This window comes from Leifsonia sp. L25 (genome assembly GCF_050632895.1).
In genome coordinates, this window is the sequence record NZ_JBODRZ010000006.1 from 61,258 (window position 1) to 77,091 (window position 15,834).

The window sequence follows — 15,834 nt, forward strand, 5'->3', positions numbered from 1 at the left end:
TTTGGCGGGGCCTTTCCCGCGATTCGTGACGAATCGCGCGGGCGCGATGAGATGTGGAGAACTCGCGTTGTCCACTGATTCGCCACGAACGCGACGTGCGGCACGCTCGACAGTCACGATGAGGGGATGCGAACGCCACACCCTCTACCGACCGCCCTGGCCGGTGCCGCCTTCACTCCAGCGGAGGCGCGTCGCGCCGGAGTGAGCGCGTCCCGCCTCCGTGCCCGTGATCTACACAATCCGTTCCACGGCATCCATCTCTCGATCGCCCCGGCGTCGCTTCGGGAACGGTGCCTCGCGTACCTCCCGCTGCTGGTCGGCGGCGCCTACTTCAGCCATCAGACCGGGGCGGCGCTCCTCGGCGTGCCGATGCCGATGACGCCGGATGAAGGTCCGCTTCACGTGTCCGTGGAGTTCCCGCGATCACCGCCGCGCGGCCGGGGAGTGGCGGGTCACAGCCTGGGGAGCCTGGCGGGACAGGTGGTGGACGGCCTCCCGGTCAGCTCGGCGGCTCACGTCTGGTGCCAGCTCTCCGGAGTCCTCAGTCGCGAGGACCTCGTGGCGGTGGGAGACCACCTGATCGGCGCGCGCAAGCGCCCGCTCTCGCCGACATCGACGAGCTCGTCGTCGCCGCGGACGAACTCCGCCGCACGAAGGGGGCTCGGGCACGTGCCTGGGCCCTCCCTCGCATCCGCCCCGACGCTGATTCGCGTCCCGAGACACTGCTGCGCCTGTTCCTGGAGTCTCGCGGCTATGGCGACTTGGAGGTCAATCATCCGGTGCCGGTGGGTCGCCGCGGCGTTGTGCTGCATCCGGACCTCTCCATCCCGGAGCGACGGCTCGCTTTCGAGTACGAGGGCGACGGGCATCGCGTGGAGCGTTGGCAGTGGCACAAGGACATCGAACGCCGCGAGCTTCTCGAGGCCGAAGGCTGGCGCGTCGTCAGGGTCACGGCGCACGACCTGTTCGGCGATCGCGACGCGTTCGCCGAACGTCTCAACAGATTCGTGCCGAATGTCGCCTTCGAGGGCGCCGAAGGCGACATTCGGCACGAATCGAGGGGTGCCTAGTGCGCCAGCGAGATCCCCTGCGTGCTCGGGTTGCCGCTGTAGACGCCGTCGATCACGTCGGCGAAGTCGGCGAGGATCACGTTGCGCTTGATGCTGAGCTTCGGGGTCAGGTGGCCGCTTGCCTCGGTCAGCTCCGTGGCGAGGATGACGAACTTGCGGATGCTCTCGGCGCGCGAGACGCCCTGGTTGGCCGCGTCGATCGCGCGCTGGATCTCGGCGTTCACGGCCGGGTTCACGGACGCCTCTGCGAGGGTCATGTCCTTGTCCTCGCCGTTGTTCGCCAGCCAGGTCGGCAGCATCTCGGTGTCGAGCGTCACCAGTGCCGCGATGAACGGCTTCTGGTCGCCGACCACGATCACCTGGCCGACCAGCGGGTTGGCGCGGATCGGGTCCTCCAGCACGGCCGGCGAGACGTTCTTGCCGCCGGCGGTGACGATCAGCTCCTTCTTGCGGCCGGTGATCGTCAGGTAGCCGTCCTCGTCGAACGAGCCGAGATCGCCGGTGCGGAACCAGCCGTCGTCGAACGCCGCGGCGGTGGCCTCCGGGTTCTTCCAGTACTCCTTGAAGACGTTGACGCCCCTGACCTCGATCTCGCCGTCCTCGACCAGGCGCACGCCGACGCCGGGGAGAACGGGGCCGACCGTGCCGATCTTGAAGGTCGACGGGAGGTTGACGGTCGCCGGTGCCGTGGTCTCGGTGAGGCCGTAGCCCTCCAGGATCTTGATGCCGAGGCTGTGGAAGAAGTGGCCGAGGTGCGCACCGAGGGGCGCGGAGCCGGAGACGGCGTACTTCACACGGCCGCCCATCGCCGCACGCAGCTTGGAGAACACGAGCCGGTCGTACAGAGCGAACTTCAGCTTGAGGCCGAACGGCACCGAGCCCGCCTCGACGGCCTTGGAGTGCTCGACGGCGACCTCGGCGGCCGCGCGGAAGATCTTCCCCCGGCCGCCGGCCTCCGCCTTCTGCTCGGCCGAGTTGTAGACCTTCTCGAACACCCGCGGAACCGCCAGCAGGAACGTCGGCTTGAAGCTCGCCAGGGCGGGCAGGAGCTGCTTGGTGTCGGCCTGGTGGCCGACCTTCACGCCGGCGGTGACGCACAGCGCGGCGATGAAGCGGGCGAAGACGTGGGCCGTCGTGATGAAGAGCAGCGTGGAGGCGCCGCCCGGCTGCATCACGACCTCCTTCAGCGCCTCGGCGGAGTTGCGGGACAGCTCAACGAAGTTCGAGTGGGTGAGCACGCAGCCCTTGGGGCGCCCAGTCGAGCCGGAGGTGTAGATCAGGGTGCCGATGTCCTCGCCGCGGGCCAGGTTCCTGCGGCGCTCGATCTCGGCGTCCGGCACGTCGACGCCGGCGGCCACCAGCTTGTCCAGGTCGCCCAGGTGGAGCTGCCAGACGTCCTGGATGAGCGGCAGGTCGGCGTGCACCTCGTCGAACCGGGAGAACATCTCCGCGGTCTCCAGGATGATGGCCTTCGCACCCGAGTCGGACATGTTCCACTGCACCTGAGCGGGCGACGACGTCTCGTAGATCGGCACGAGCACGGCCCCGGCGAACCAGGTGGCGAAGTCGATCAGCGTCCACTCGTAGCGGGTCTTGCACATCAGGCCGATCATGTCGCCCGGCTGGATGCCGGCGGCGACCAGGCCCTTGGCGAGCGCGATGACCTGGCGGTAGAACTCCGCCGCGGTCACGTCCTTCCAGCCGTCGCCGTCCGGGACGCTGAACAGGGCCGCGTCCGGGGTCGCGGCGACCCGCTGCACGAGCAGGTCCGTCGCGTTGGCCTCCGGGTCGGCCGGGACGACTGCGGGGATTTCGAACTGATTCACGGTAGCTCCCTCGATACCGGGCGGGCGGGCAATCGGGCCGAATCGCTCCGGCTCGCAGTGGTTGATTACACTCTAGATGGTGCGGCAGGGAGTCTTCCGAGACGACCCGGTCCGCTTTCCCCTCATCGTCGCCCGACCCACACCCACCCGGAAGGGGCCCGCCTGTGCACGCCATCGGAATCGACATCGGCGGGACCAAGATCGCCGGAGCAGTCGTCGACGAGCTCGGCGCGATCGTCCGCGAGGATCGCGTGCCGACCGACGCGACCCGCCCCGAGGAGATCGAGAACGCCGTCGTCGCGATGATCGAGCGGCTGTCGGACGGCCCGGAGGAGATCGCGGGCGCGGGGGTCGCCGCGGCCGGTTTCATCGACGCGGCGCAGTCCACCGTGTACTACGCGCCGAACATCAACTGGCGGCACGAGCCGTTCCGGGAGAAGCTCGAGAAGCGCATCGACGTCCCCGTGCTCATCGAGAACGATGCCAACGCAGCGGGCTGGGCGGAGTTCCGCTACGGCGCAGGCCGTCTGGTCAGCGACATGGTCATCCTCACCATCGGCACCGGCGTGGGCGGCGCGATCGTCAGCAACGACCGGCTGTTCCGCGGCGGCTTCGGCGCGGGAGCGGAGATCGGCCACATGCGCGTCGTACCGGGCGGCCTGCCCTGCGGTTGCGGCGCGCACGGCTGCATCGAGCAGTACGGCTCCGGCCGGGCGCTCCAGCGGATGGCGAACGAGCTCGCCGACGCGGGCGGCATCGGGCAGTCGCTCGCCGACATCCGGAGCCGTAAGGGCGAGCTGAGCGGCAGCGACATCTCCGGGCTCATCGTGGCCGGCGACCCCGGCGCGCTGGCCGCCCTGCGGCAGCTCGGCGACTGGCTCGGCCAGGCCTGCGCGAGCCTCGGCGCCATCCTCGACCCGCAGCTCTTCGTGTTCGGTGGCGGCGTCGCGCAGGCGGGGAGCTGCTCCTCGAGCCGATCCGGCAGGCCTACCTGGAGAACCTGCCCGCGCGTGGCTTCCACCCGGAGCCGGAGTTCAAGATCGCGGAGCTTGTCAACGACGCCGGGGTGGTCGGCGCCGCCGACCTGGCCCGCCTGCACGCGGCGCTCTGAGGCGCCTCCGTGCGCGCGACCGCGCATGAGCCGGTCCTCCCGGTGAGCGGGGCGGGGCACTAGGCTTTCGATCGATGTTCTACTGGCTGATGAAGAACCTGATCGCGGGGCCGCTGCTCCGAGGCGTCTTCCGCCCCTGGGTCGTGGGGCTGGAGAACGTCCCGGCGAACGGTGCGGTCATCCTCGCCAGCAACCACCTGTCGTTCATCGACTCGATCTTCCTGCCGATCGTCGTCGACCGGCACGTGTCCTTCCTCGCCAAGAGCGACTACTTCACCCGCCGAGGCCTGAAGGGCTGGGCGACCAGGGCCTTCATGAACGCCACCGGCCAGCTCCCCATCGACCGGTCGGGCGGCAAAGCGTCCGAGGCCTCGCTCAACACCGGTCTCGCCGTCCTGGCGCGCGGTGAGATCCTCGGCATCTACCCGGAAGGCACCCGCAGCCCCGACGGCAAGCTGTACCGGGGTCGGACCGGCGTCGCGCGGATGATCCTGGAGGCCGGCGTGCCGGTCGTCCCGGTCGCGATGGTCGACACCGCCGATATCATGCCGATCGGCAAGCGGCTGCCGCGCATCGGCCGGATCGGGATCATCATCGGCGAGCCGCTCGACTTCTCCCGCTTCGAGGGCATGGAGGGCGACCGCTTCATCCTCCGCTCGGTCACCGACGAGATCATGTACGCCCTGCACGCTCTCGGCGAGCAGGAGTACGTCGACGTCTACGCCAGCACGGTGAAGGAGAAGCGCGCGGCGCTCGCCTCCGACCCCGCCTCCCCGCCGCCGGTCGCGGTCCCGTCACAATCCGCCCCGACGACGCCGGAGGCCCGTCCGGCGCGATAGGCTCGGTTATCCCAATCCACCCGACCGAGCGGAACCAGAACAGTGCTGCAGACCACAGATCCCGTCGTGAAAGCTGACGACTCCGTGATCGAGGGCCTGGACTATTGGCGCACGCTCCCGATCAAGCAGCAGCCGCAGTGGCCTGACCCGGAGGCCGCGGCCGCGGCGTCCGCGGAGATCGCGACCCTGCCGCCGCTGGTGTTCGCCGGCGAGGTGGACCAGCTCCGCTCGCGGCTCGCTCGCGCCGCGCAGGGCAAGGCGTTCCTGCTGCAGGGCGGCGACTGCGCCGAGACCTTCGCCGGTGCGACGGCCGACCAGATCCGCAACCGGGTCAAGACCGTGCTGCAGATGGCCGTCGTGCTGACGTACGGCGCGTCCGTGCCCGTCATCAAGATGGGCCGGATGGCCGGGCAGTTCGCCAAGCCGCGCTCCAGCGACACCGAGACCCGCGGCGGCGTGACGCTGCCTGCCTACCGCGGCGACATCGTCAACGGCTACGACTTCACCCCGGAGTCCCGCACGGCCGACCCGCGCCGGTTGGTCCAGGGCTACCACACGGCGGCCTCCACGCTGAACCTCATCCGCGCCTTCACGCAGGGTGGCTTCGCCGACCTGCGAGAGGTGCACAGCTGGAACAAGGGCTTCTCCGCGAACCCGGCCAACCAGCGCTACGAGGGCCTCGCCCGCGACATCGACCGCGCCATCAAGTTCATGGAGGCGGCGGGTGCCGACTTCGACGAGCTGACCCGCGTGGAGTTCTACAGCAGCCACGAGGCGCTGCTGATGGACTACGAGCGTCCGATGACGCGCATCGACTCGCGCACCGGGACGCCGTACAACACGTCGGCGCACTTCGTCTGGATCGGGGAGCGCACCCGCGACCTCGACGGCGCGCACGTGGACTTCCTGTCCCGTGTCCGCAACCCGATCGGCGTCAAGCTCGGCCCGGCCACGACGGCCGACGACATGCGCCGCCTGATCGACGCGCTCGACCCCGAGCGCGAGCCCGGCCGCCTGACCTTCATCACGAGGATGGGCGCGGGCAAGGTCCGCGACGCCCTGCCGCCGCTGCTGGAGGCCGTGAAGAACTCCGACGCCAACCCGCTCTGGGTCACCGACCCGATGCACGGTAACGGGCTCACGACGCCGAACGGCTACAAGACGCGTCGCTTCGACGACGTCGTGGACGAGGTCAAGGGCTTCTTCGAGGCGCACCGCGCGGCGGGGACGCACCCGGGCGGCATCCACGTCGAGCTCACCGGCGACGACGTCACCGAGTGCCTGGGCGGCTCGGAGCACATCGACGAGGAGACCCTCGCCACCCGCTACGAGTCGCTGTGCGACCCGCGCCTGAACCACATGCAGTCGCTGGAGCTCGCGTTCCTGGTCGCCGAGGAGCTCAGCCTCGGCTGATCCGGCTGACACGTCAGAACGCCCTCATCCGGTGCGGATGAGGGCGTTCTCGCGTTGCGGGGGACGAGACTCAGAAGCCGGCGAAGTTGACCGTGACGGTCGACCCCTTGGGCGCCTCCGTGCCCGGGGACGGCGACACCTTGGAGACCACGAACCCGCCGGGCAGCAGGTCGGCCGCAGCGCTGTAGTTGAGCTGGAAGCCCGCCGCCTGCAGCGCCGCCTTGGCCTTGTCCCAGGTCTGCCCGACCACGTCGGGCACCGGCACCGGAGCGGGCCCGCGTGACGTCTCGAGTGCGAGCGTGTCGCCCGGGCGCACCGGCTGTCCCTGCGGCTGGGCGGAGATGACGTCGCCCTTGTCGATCGTGTCGCTGTAGCTCTGCGGGCCGGCGGTGGCGTGCAGTCCGACCTTCTCGAGCGCCGCGGTGGCGCCCGAGACCGACTTGCCTGTGACGTCCGGGATGGGGCCGACCGACACGACCAGGTTCACCGCCGCCGCCTGGAAGTAGCCGCCGCCACCGGAGATGTCGCTGCCGTCGGAGGCGCGGGTCGCGGAGATGACCGTATTCGCAGGGACTTTGGCGTCGAACTGCTGCGCGACGTCGCCGACCTTCGCTCCGGTGCCCGTGATCGCGGACTTCGCCGCGTCGAGGCTCGCACCGGCGAGGGCGGGGATGGTGACCGGCTTCGGGCCCTGCGAGACGCGGAGCGTGACGGTGCTGCCGCGGTTCGCGGACGCGCCGGCCTTCGGGTCGGTGCTGGACACCTGCCCGGCGGGGATGGTCACGCTGTACTCGGGCGCCTGAACGGTCTTGAAGCCCAGGTTCGTCAGGGTCGTGGCGGCGGCGGCGGGCGCTTGCGACACGACGTTCGGCACTGTGACGAACGAGCCCGGTCCCGAGCCGAAGTACCAGCCGGTCCCGCCGGCGACGGCCGCCAGCACCAGCACGAGCGCGAACAGCCACCAGCCCTTGCCGCGGCGGCGCCGGGCGGCCTGGGTCAGCGTGTCCGTCGCGGTCGGCGTGCTCGAGGCGACCTGCTGCCGGATGGCGGGGTTGATGATCTGGGTGTCGCCGTCGGCGATGTCGAACGCGGGCGGGAGCACCATCGTCGACTGCATCGCGACATCGCCGCGGATCGACTTCTCAGCCTCGATGAGGCGGTCGAGCATCTCGCGCGCATCGGTCGGCCGGCGGTCCGGGTCCTTCTCGGTCGCCCACAGCACGAGTTCGTCCAGCTCCGGCGGCACGGCCGGGTTGGCGCTGCTCGGCGCCGGGACGGGGTCGTTCGCGTGCTGGTAGGCGATCTGCATCGGCTGCTCGCCGTGGAACGGCTGAGTGCCCGTGAGCATCTCGTACATCATGATGCCGAGCGCGTAGATGTCGCTGCGCGCGTCGGCGACGCCGCGGGTGACGAGTTCGGGGGAGAGGTAGGCGATCGTGCCGAGGAGCGCCTGCCCGGTCGCCGTGTTGGCGCTGGCGGCGCGGGCGAGGCCGAAGTCGCCGATCTTGATCCGGCCGTCGTCGGCGAGGAGGACGTTCTCGGGCTTGAGGTCGCGGTGCACGATTCCGGCCTTGTGCGCGGCGGCCAGGCCGCTGAGCACGGCCTCCATGATGTCGATGGTCTGCTCGGGGGTCAGCTTGCCGTAGTCCTTGAGCAGGTCGCGCAGCGTGATGCCGGGCAGGTACTCCATGACCAGGTACGCCATGTCGGAGTCCTGGCCCTGGTCGAAGACGTTGACCACGTTGGGGTGGGCGAGCCGCGCGGCCGAGCGTGCCTCCTGCACGAAGCGGCTCTTGAAGGTGTTGTCATCGGCGAGGTGGCCGTGCATGACCTTGATCGCGACCCGTCGTTCCAGGCGCAGATCGGTGGCGAGGTACACCGTCGCCATACCGCCCCGGGCGATCCGCGAGCGCACCTGATAGCGGCCGTCGATGAGACGGCCGATCATCGGGTCTGTCTGGCTCGTGGTCACGGGTCGAGTCTAGGGAACGGGGCGGCCGTGAAACCTGCAAAACACCGGTGTGCGCCGGGGCTGTGACCCGGCTGTGACCTTCGGCGCGGCGCGCCCGTCAGCCGAGCTGCGCCAGCCACGCGCGCGCCGACGTCTCCCACTTGGCGTAGGCCGTGGGATACGCCGAGATCTGCACCGCCTGGGCGGCCTGCGTGACGCTCATCGAGGTCCAGCCGGGGAGGTCGAGGAGGCCGCGCGTGCGGCCCTTGTTGGGGTTGTTCGCTCCGCCGTAGAAGGCCAGGGTCGCGCGGGCCGGGTCGAGCACCTGGGCGGGGGTGCCCCAGCCGGTGCTCGGGCGTTGCTGGAACAGGCCGAGCGAGTCGCGGTCGCCGTAGCGAACGTTCCTCAGTCCGGACTCCTGGGCCGCCGCCGCGAGCCGCGATGACGATGCCCTGGGCAGGGACGCCCTCCTGGCGGCCGATGCGGATGATCAGCTGCGCGTTCACCCGCATCTCGTCGCTGAGCGCGACGACCTGGCCCGGCTGGATGACGGGAGTCGGTGCCGGCGCCGGCGCGGTGACGACCGGGGCAGCCGCCTGGATCGGCGCGGGCGCCGCGATCGGGGTGTTCACCGCCGCGGTCGTGATGCCGGGGATGGCGAGCTTCTGGCCCGGGTAGATGATGCTCGCACCGGTCAGTCCGTTGGCGGCGAGAACGGCGGAGGTGCGCAGGCCGAACCTGCCGGCGATCCCACTGACGGTGTCGCCGCGAGCGACGGTGTAGGCGGTCCCGGCCGGCGCGGGGAGGGCGCTGCCGGGGCGGGCGCTGCGGCCGCGGGCTTCGGCACAGCGCTCAGAGCCAGCACCTGGCCGGGGAAGATCAGGCTCTTCCAGCTCAGCCCGTTGAGCGCGAGCACGGCGGCGGTGGACATGCCGAAGCGGGCGGCGATGCCGGAGACGGTGTCGCCGGTCTGCACCCGGTAGCTCGCGGGGGCCGCCGCCACCTCGATCCGGGCGGCCGAGGCCGTCGTGGTACGCGGGGCCTCCGCGCTGCGGATGGTGTTCCGCGGACCGGTCGCGTCCCGCTTCGCCGTGCTGTCGCTCTTCGCCGCGCTGTCACTCGTCTCCGGGACCCGGTCGCGCACCTCGCCGGTGGCGGCGTGCGCGGGGGTGAGGAGGTTGAGCGTCACAGCGATGGAGCCGGCGATCGCGATCGGCACCGTGCCCAGCATGCGCCGGTTGGTGCTCTCGCTCAGAGACATGGTCGACCCCCTTATGCGTGACAAAGCCGTGGTCCACGCTCGCACATCGTGAGTAAGGAGTCAACCAATGTGGCTGCTGTGACAACAGTTAACACAACCGTAACATTCCCTGGATCATGTGATCGCCCGCCGGACGTGGCACGCTTGTCTCTGTGAACGAGCAGGTCCAGGCCACCGAGTGGCTCACCATCCCCGACCTCGTGGAGCAGCTCGGGCTCGGCGTCAGCCGTGTCCGCCGCCTCATCGAGGACCGACATCTCGCGGCGAAGCGCATCGACGGCGTCCTCAAAGTCCCCGCAGTGTTCCTCCGCGACGGCGAGCCCCTCGGCGAGCTGCACGGCACGCTCATCGTGCTCGCCGACAACGGCTTCGACGACGACGAGGCCGTGGACTGGCTGCTCGCCGACGAGGAGAGCCTCGGCACGGCTCCCATCGAGGCGCTGCGCGCCGGCCGCAAGGCCGAGGTGCGCCGCGTCGCCCAGGCGCTGGCCTGAACCCCGCCGGCCTGAACGTGTCGCCGGCCTGATCCGGCCTTCGGTCAGGACGCCCGGCGGGTGACCGTCACCGCGAGCTCGCGGAGCTGAGCGCGCGCCGCCGGGCCGATCGGCGCCTCGTCGAGTGCGGCGATCGCGTTCGCGACGTTGTCCGCGATCATGCGCTCGACGGTGTCGACGGCGCCCGAGTCGCGGATCGTCATCTGAAGGGTCTGGATCTGCTGCGGCGTGAGGTCGGGGTCGCCGAGCAGCTCATCCAGCGCTGCCCGCGCCCCGGCCGGGAGCGCCTGCCGGGTGAGCGCGATGAGGACGGTGCGCTTGCCCTCCCGCAGGTCGTCGCCGCTCGGCTTGCCGGTGACCTCCGCGTCGCCGAAGACGCCGAGCAGGTCGTCCCGGAGCTGGTAGGCGATGCCGAGCGGGAGGCCGAAACGGCGGAGCGCGTCGAGCTGGCCGATCGTCGCGCCCGCGAGGCTGGCGCCGATCAGCAGCGGAGACTCGATCGAGTACTTGGCCGACTTGTAGACGATCACGCGCTCGGCCCTGGCGAGCTGGTCGGCGTCCGGACGCCCGGCCCAGCCGATCTCCTCGAAGATGTCGAGGTACTGACCCGCGGTGACGTCGAGACGCATCCGGTTGAACTCGGCCCGTGCCGATCGTCGGGCCGAGGCGCTGACGGTCTGGGTGAGGCCCTCGTCGAACAGCTCGTCGCTGAGGATGAGCAGGTAGTCGCCGAGCAGCGTGGCCGCTCCGGTGCCGAACGTCGCCCCGGAGCCCTGCCAGCCCTCCTGGTCGTGCAGCCGCTCGAAGCGGCGGTGCGCCGACGGTGCGCCGCGGCGGGTGTCCGAGTTGTCGATGAGGTCGTCGTGCACGAGTGCGGCGGCGTGGAACAGCTCGAGCGCGGAGGCGACGGAGACGACCGCGTCGAGCGGGCCCCCGGCCGTCACCGCCGGGGCGTCCCCCGGCTCATCGCCCGCCGTACGCACCGCCTGCCAGCCCCAGAAGCAGAACAACGCCCGGAATCGCTTGCCGCCGCTGAGAAAATCCCTCGAAAAAGCCGCGATCGGGGCGAGTTCGTCGGCGATGGAGACGAGAATGGATGCACGCGCATCGAAGAATCCATCGATTCTTGACTGGATGAGGTCGACGAATCGGATGCTTTCAGACACACGTATAGCCTAGTCAGAGTGGTGCGGCTACAATCGGCCACACAACGCCTAGAACCCGCTAGAAAGAGGGGATCCGGATGCCGCTTTCAGAACATGAGCAGCGCCTCCTCGAAGAGATGGAACGCAGTCTCTACCAGAACGACGCGGACTTCGTAGCGAAGGTCGGAGGCAAGCGAGCACGTCCCGCCTACCGGTCGATCGTGCTCGGAATCCTCCTCGCGGTCATCGGCGTGGCGGTCCTCGTGACCGGCGTCTTCGTCCAGCTCCCCATCGTCGGGATCCTCGGATTCGTGGTGATGTTCGGCGGCGTGCTCCTGGCCATCGCGCCGGGCAAGCGCGTGGCGATCGATCCCGACGCAGCGGCCGGCTCGTCCGGCAAGCCGACCCGCGGCCAGCCCGGCTTCATGGACCGTATGAACGACCGCTGGGACAAGCGCCAGGACGGGCAGCAGTAGCCCCTCCGCCGCACTCCACTTCGCACCCCACGTGAGGGCCGATCTTCGGATCGGCCCTTTTTCGTGTGCTCGGCACTGCCCGGAGACGCGTTCGCCCTCCATTTCCCTCCACCACGTTCTCCCGCGTGATTTCGCGGCACAAACACCCCTAAACGGGGCAAAATTCCCGATTGTGCTGATTTTGTGGATGAGAGTGGAGTAAAGTGGAGGCACACCGCAGCCGTGGCCGGGAGAGTGGGGGTGGAGCCGATGTTCCTCGGCACCTATGCCCCGAAACTCGACGACAAGGGGCGCATCATCCTGCCGGCCAAATTCCGGGATGAACTCGCGTCCGGACTCGTCCTGACCCGTGGTCAGGAGCACTGCGTCTACGTCTTCTCGCAGCGCGAGTTCGAATCGCTCCACGAGAAGATCCGGCAGGCGCCGGTGACCAGCAAGCAGGCCCGCGACTACCTGCGCGTCTTCCTCTCGGGGGCGAGCGCGGAGGTCCCGGACAAGCAGAACCGGGTCACCATCCCGACCCCGTTGCGGTCGTATGCGGGTCTCGACAGAGACCTGGTCGTGATCGGCGCGGGCAGCCGTGCCGAGATCTGGGACGCCGAGGCATGGGAGACCTACCTCGGCGAGCAGGAGGCAGCATTCGCGAACACGGAGGAGGAGGTGATCCCGGGACTGTTCTAGCGCCTGGCACCGGACTCCCAGCCATACGCCCTGACGCCACTTCCCCGGTGGCAGGTCGGAATGGATGGGGATCCGGATCCAGGAGCCGATCCTCCCGGATGCGGACATGACAGACGACATCCACACCCCGGTCCTCCTCGAACGCTGCATCGAGCTGCTCGGCCCCGCCCTCCAGGAGCCGGGCGCCGTCTTCGTGGACGCGACCCTCGGCATGGGCGGCCACTCGGCCGGCGTGCTGGAGCGCTTCCCCGACGTCACGCTGGTCGGGCTCGACCGCGACCAGGAGGCGCTGGCCATCGCCGGCGCCCGGCTCGCCCGCTTCGGCGACCGCGTGCACCTGGTGCACACCGTCTACGACGGCATCCGCGAGGCGCTCGACGGGCTCGGCATCGACACGATCGACGGCGTGCTGTTCGACCTCGGCGTGTCCTCGCTGCAGCTCGACCGCGTGGAGCGCGGCTTCTCGTACTCCAAGGACGCGCCGCTCGACATGCGGATGGACGGCACGAGCGACCTCACCGCCGAAGTCGTGCTCGCCACCTACTCCGAGGCCGACCTGCGCCGGATCTTCCGCGACTACGGCGAGGAGAAGCTCGCCGCCCGCTACGCGCGGCGCATCGTGGAGGAGCGGCAGAACGCGCCGATCGTCCGCTCCGGACAGCTCGTCGACATCCTGCAGAAGGCCACGCCGGCCGCGGTGGCGCGGCAGGGACATCCGGCCAAGCGCGTCTTCCAGGCGCTGCGCATCGAGGTGAACCAGGAGCTGGCCGTGCTGGAGCGCGCCATCCCGTCCGCCATCGACGCGCTGGCGGTGGGCGGCCGCATCGTCGTGGAGGCGTACCAGTCCCTGGAGGACCGCATCGTCAAGCGGGAGCTGCAGACCCGGTCGCGCTCCAGCGCGCCGGCGGGGCTTCCCGTCGAGCTGCCGGAGCACCGTCCGGAGCTGAAGCTCCTGATCCGGGGCGCGGAGCTGGCGGACGACGAGGAGAAGGCCGCGAACCCGAGGGCGACCCCGGTGCGCCTGCGCGCGGCCGAACGGGTGAGGAGGGACTCGTGAGCAGCAACCCGATGGGGACCGGCGTCCGACGGCGTCCGACGATGGCGTGGCACGCGCCCGCGTCCACGGCGGCGACGGCGGCGAAGCTGGAGGAGCCTGCGCCGCTCCTCGACAGGCCGGAGACGCCGGCCCGCGAGCGGCGCTCCCACCTCGAGGTCGTCTCGACGCGCAGCCAGCGCCGGGCACGCCCGCGCACCCTCTACGCCATCACCGCGGTGTCCTCCCTGCTCGTGATCGTGGTCGCGCAGCTCCTGCTCAGCATCGGCGTCTCGCAGGGCGCCTACCAGCTCAGTTCGCTGCAGGCCCAGCAGACGCAGCTCCAGCGCAGCTACCAGGCCGCCTCGGAGGACCTCAACCGGCTCACATCGCCGCAGAACCTCGCCGCCAACGCCAACGCGCTCGGCATGGTGAGCAACAGCAACCCGGCCTACCTGCGCCTCTCCGACGGCGCGGTGCTCGGCGCGCCCATCCCGGCGACCGGCGCCGCCGGCACCGTGACGGGAGGCCAGGGCAACCTGGTCCCGAACGCGCAGCTCAACGGCGTGCCGCTCGCGGCGGCGCCCGGGCTGATGGTGACGGGCGCCCCCACCGCGGCTGCGGGGGCGGCCGCCCAAGCTGGGAGTTCCGCAAGCGCAGGTGCGGCGTCCACGACTCCGGCGAAGCCGTCCGTACCGTTGCAGGGAGCGTTGCCGACACCGGTGACGCACTGACGACGCGACGGGACGGACGCGGGGCGTGATCAACAGGAAGATGCTGCGGAGGCGGACGGCCCTCACCGTCGTGGCCGTCGCGGCGTTCGTCGCCATCCTCGGCGGCAAGCTGGTCGACATCCAGGTGGTCCGGGCCGACGCCCTGCAGAAGCAGTCGGTGCAGGCAAAGGAGGACTCCACCACCCTGTACGGCAACCGCGGCGACATCGTCGACGCCGGCGGCAAGATCCTGGCGACGACGATCTACACCTACACCGCGCAGGCCTCGCCGTCCGACGCGATCGCCGGCGGCCGCGACAAGATGGTGGAGGCCGCCGCCAAGATCGGCGCGATCACCGGCCAGGGCGGCGACGCCGTGGTGAAGCTGTTCGACGACGCGCTGAAGGCGAACGCCAAGTCCAAGTACGTGCTCATCAAGTCCGGCATGGACGTGACGACCTTCGACAAGCTCGACAAGCTGCCCTACCCCTGGCTCACCTTCGGCAAGACGCAGGCGCGCAGCTATCCGAACGGCGCCGTCGCGGGCAACCTGATCGGCTACGTCTCGCAGGGCGGCAACGGCGGCCTGGAGCAGAGCGAGAACGGTTGCCTGGCCGGCAAGAACGGGGTGGAGACCTACCAGCGCGGCGCGGACGGGGTCGCGATCCCCGGCAGCACGGTCGTGCAGCAGAAGGCGAGGGACGGCGGCACCCTCGAGCTCACGGTCGACAGCGACCTCCAGTGGTTCGCCGAGCAGACGCTGGCCCAGCAGGTCACGGCGACAGGATCCAAGTTCGGCTTCGTCACCGTGGCGGAGGCGAAGACCGGCAAGATCAAAGCGATCGCGCAGTGGCCCGCGCTCGACCCCAACAACATCGACGCCACCGACCCGTCCTACTGGCGCCTCCAGTCGCTCACCGACCCGCGCGAGCCCGGCTCGACCTTCAAGGCGCTCACGGCCGCCATGCTCATCGACCAGGGCAAGGCGACGCCTGCCAGTCAGGTGCTGGCGCCCTACGAGTGGAAGTCCGGCAACGGCGCCGACCTGCACGACTCGGGCTACCACGCGCCCGAGCGGCTGACCCTCACCGGCGTGCTGATGAACTCGTCGAACACCGGCATGTCCCAGCTCGGGCGGGCGCTCACCGACCAGACCCGCTACGACTACCTCACGAAGTTCGGCATCGGCGACTCCACCGGGCTCCCGTATCCCGGCGAGTCGTCCGGCATCCTGAACCCGGTGAAGAACTGGGACGACCAGACCAAGTACGCCACCATGTTCGGCCAGGGCGTCTCGACGACACAGCTCCAGATGGTCGGCGCGTACCAGGCGCTCGCCAACGGCGGCACCCGCATCCCGCTGACGATGGTCGCGGGGTGCAAGCAGGCCGACGGCACCGTCACCGACGTCCCGAAGCCCACCGCCGAGAAGGTCGTCTCGGCCGACGCGGCCACCACGACGCTCGGAATGCTGGAGTCCGTCACCACCCAGGGCGAGCTCGCGAAGCAGCTCCGGATCCCCGGCTACAACGTGGCCGCGAAGACCGGTACGGCCCAGCAGCCGGACGGCAAGGGCGGCTATCTGCCGTCGTACTACGTGTCGGTGATGGGGATCGCTCCGGTGGACGATCCGCAGTACGTCGTTTCGGTCAACCTCGGGTTCCCGACTACCATTACTTCGTCGGCTGCCGCCGCTCCGCTGTTCCACACGATCATGAGCCAGGTGCTGAAGACCTACCGGGTGAAGCCCTCGACGTCGAGCCCGGCCGACTACCCGCCCTACTACTGAACCCCGCCGAGACGCCGTCGCCTGAGACCGTC

At 70.0% G+C, this 15,834-nt stretch carries 12 protein-coding genes and 2 pseudogenes; 10 read left to right on the forward strand and 4 right to left on the reverse strand.

Annotated elements, in window-relative coordinates; all coding sequences use genetic code 11:
• Nucleotides 1–785 precede the first annotated feature (785 nt).
• Nucleotides 786–1,070: a DUF559 domain-containing protein gene (locus ACRAWC_RS26875; RefSeq protein ID WP_431350248.1), complete on the forward strand. Its 285-nt coding sequence runs from the start codon at nt 786–788 to the stop codon at nt 1,068–1,070.
• On the opposite strand, the gene ACRAWC_RS26880 is transcribed toward ACRAWC_RS26875, so the two are convergent.
• On the reverse strand, nt 1,067–2,896 hold the full coding sequence (locus ACRAWC_RS26880) for an AMP-dependent synthetase/ligase (protein ID WP_431350211.1): 1,830 nt from the start codon (nt 2,894–2,896) through the stop codon (nt 1,067–1,069). The genes ACRAWC_RS26875 and ACRAWC_RS26880 overlap by 4 nt on opposite strands.
• 164 nt (nt 2,897–3,060) lie before the next feature.
• Here ACRAWC_RS26880 and ACRAWC_RS26885 point away from each other — a divergent pair.
• From ACRAWC_RS26885 to ACRAWC_RS26895, 3 genes and pseudogenes are all read left to right on the forward strand, one after another.
• Nucleotides 3,061–4,007: pseudogene (locus tag ACRAWC_RS26885) on the forward strand (ROK family glucokinase).
• Nucleotides 4,008–4,081: 74 nt separating this feature from the next.
• A complete protein-coding gene (locus ACRAWC_RS26890; RefSeq protein ID WP_431350212.1) occupies nt 4,082–4,846 on the forward strand; it encodes a lysophospholipid acyltransferase family protein in 765 nt (254 codons plus the stop codon).
• A 42-nt stretch (nt 4,847–4,888) separates the two neighbouring features.
• Complete coding sequence (locus tag ACRAWC_RS26895) at nt 4,889–6,259, forward strand: class II 3-deoxy-7-phosphoheptulonate synthase (RefSeq protein WP_431350213.1); 1,371 nt, start codon at nt 4,889–4,891, stop codon at nt 6,257–6,259.
• Between the two features lie 70 nt (nt 6,260–6,329).
• On the opposite strand, the gene pknB is transcribed toward ACRAWC_RS26895, so the two are convergent.
• On the reverse strand, nt 6,330–8,231 hold the full coding sequence (gene pknB / locus ACRAWC_RS26900; RefSeq protein WP_431350214.1) for a Stk1 family PASTA domain-containing Ser/Thr kinase: 1,902 nt from the start codon (nt 8,229–8,231) through the stop codon (nt 6,330–6,332).
• 97 nt (nt 8,232–8,328) lie between these two features.
• Nucleotides 8,329–9,471: pseudogene (locus ACRAWC_RS26905) on the reverse strand (LysM peptidoglycan-binding domain-containing protein).
• A 152-nt stretch (nt 9,472–9,623) separates the two neighbouring features.
• Between ACRAWC_RS26905 and ACRAWC_RS26910 the strand changes: the two are divergent.
• On the forward strand, nt 9,624–9,965 hold the full coding sequence (locus tag ACRAWC_RS26910) for an Rv2175c family DNA-binding protein (protein ID WP_185277088.1): 342 nt from the start codon (nt 9,624–9,626) through the stop codon (nt 9,963–9,965).
• Between the two features lie 44 nt (nt 9,966–10,009).
• Here ACRAWC_RS26910 and ACRAWC_RS26915 read toward each other — a convergent pair whose 3' ends face one another.
• Nucleotides 10,010–11,131, reverse strand: a complete 1,122-nt coding sequence (locus ACRAWC_RS26915) for a polyprenyl synthetase family protein (protein WP_431350215.1) — start codon at nt 11,129–11,131, stop codon at nt 10,010–10,012.
• Nucleotides 11,132–11,208: 77 nt separating this feature from the next.
• On the opposite strand from ACRAWC_RS26915, the gene ACRAWC_RS26920 reads away from it, so the two are divergent.
• From ACRAWC_RS26920 to ACRAWC_RS26940, 5 genes are all read left to right on the forward strand, one after another.
• Nucleotides 11,209–11,586, forward strand: a complete 378-nt coding sequence (locus ACRAWC_RS26920) for a DUF3040 domain-containing protein (RefSeq protein WP_431350216.1) — start codon at nt 11,209–11,211, stop codon at nt 11,584–11,586.
• Between the two features lie 249 nt (nt 11,587–11,835).
• Nucleotides 11,836–12,267, forward strand: a complete 432-nt coding sequence (mraZ, locus tag ACRAWC_RS26925) for a division/cell wall cluster transcriptional repressor MraZ (RefSeq protein WP_431350249.1) — start codon at nt 11,836–11,838, stop codon at nt 12,265–12,267.
• 106 nt (nt 12,268–12,373) lie between these two features.
• The gene (gene rsmH, locus ACRAWC_RS26930; RefSeq protein ID WP_431350217.1) at nt 12,374–13,324 is read left to right on the forward strand and encodes a 16S rRNA (cytosine(1402)-N(4))-methyltransferase RsmH; all 951 of its coding nucleotides are present in this window, start codon (nt 12,374–12,376) and stop codon (nt 13,322–13,324) included.
• Nucleotides 13,321–14,034: a hypothetical protein gene (locus ACRAWC_RS26935; protein WP_431350218.1), complete on the forward strand. Its 714-nt coding sequence runs from the start codon at nt 13,321–13,323 to the stop codon at nt 14,032–14,034. The genes rsmH and ACRAWC_RS26935 overlap by 4 nt, the downstream gene beginning before the upstream one ends.
• Nucleotides 14,035–14,059: 25 nt before the next feature.
• Nucleotides 14,060–15,802: a peptidoglycan D,D-transpeptidase FtsI family protein gene (locus ACRAWC_RS26940; protein WP_431350219.1), complete on the forward strand. Its 1,743-nt coding sequence runs from the start codon at nt 14,060–14,062 to the stop codon at nt 15,800–15,802.
• The last annotated feature ends 32 nt before the right edge of the window (nt 15,803–15,834 follow it).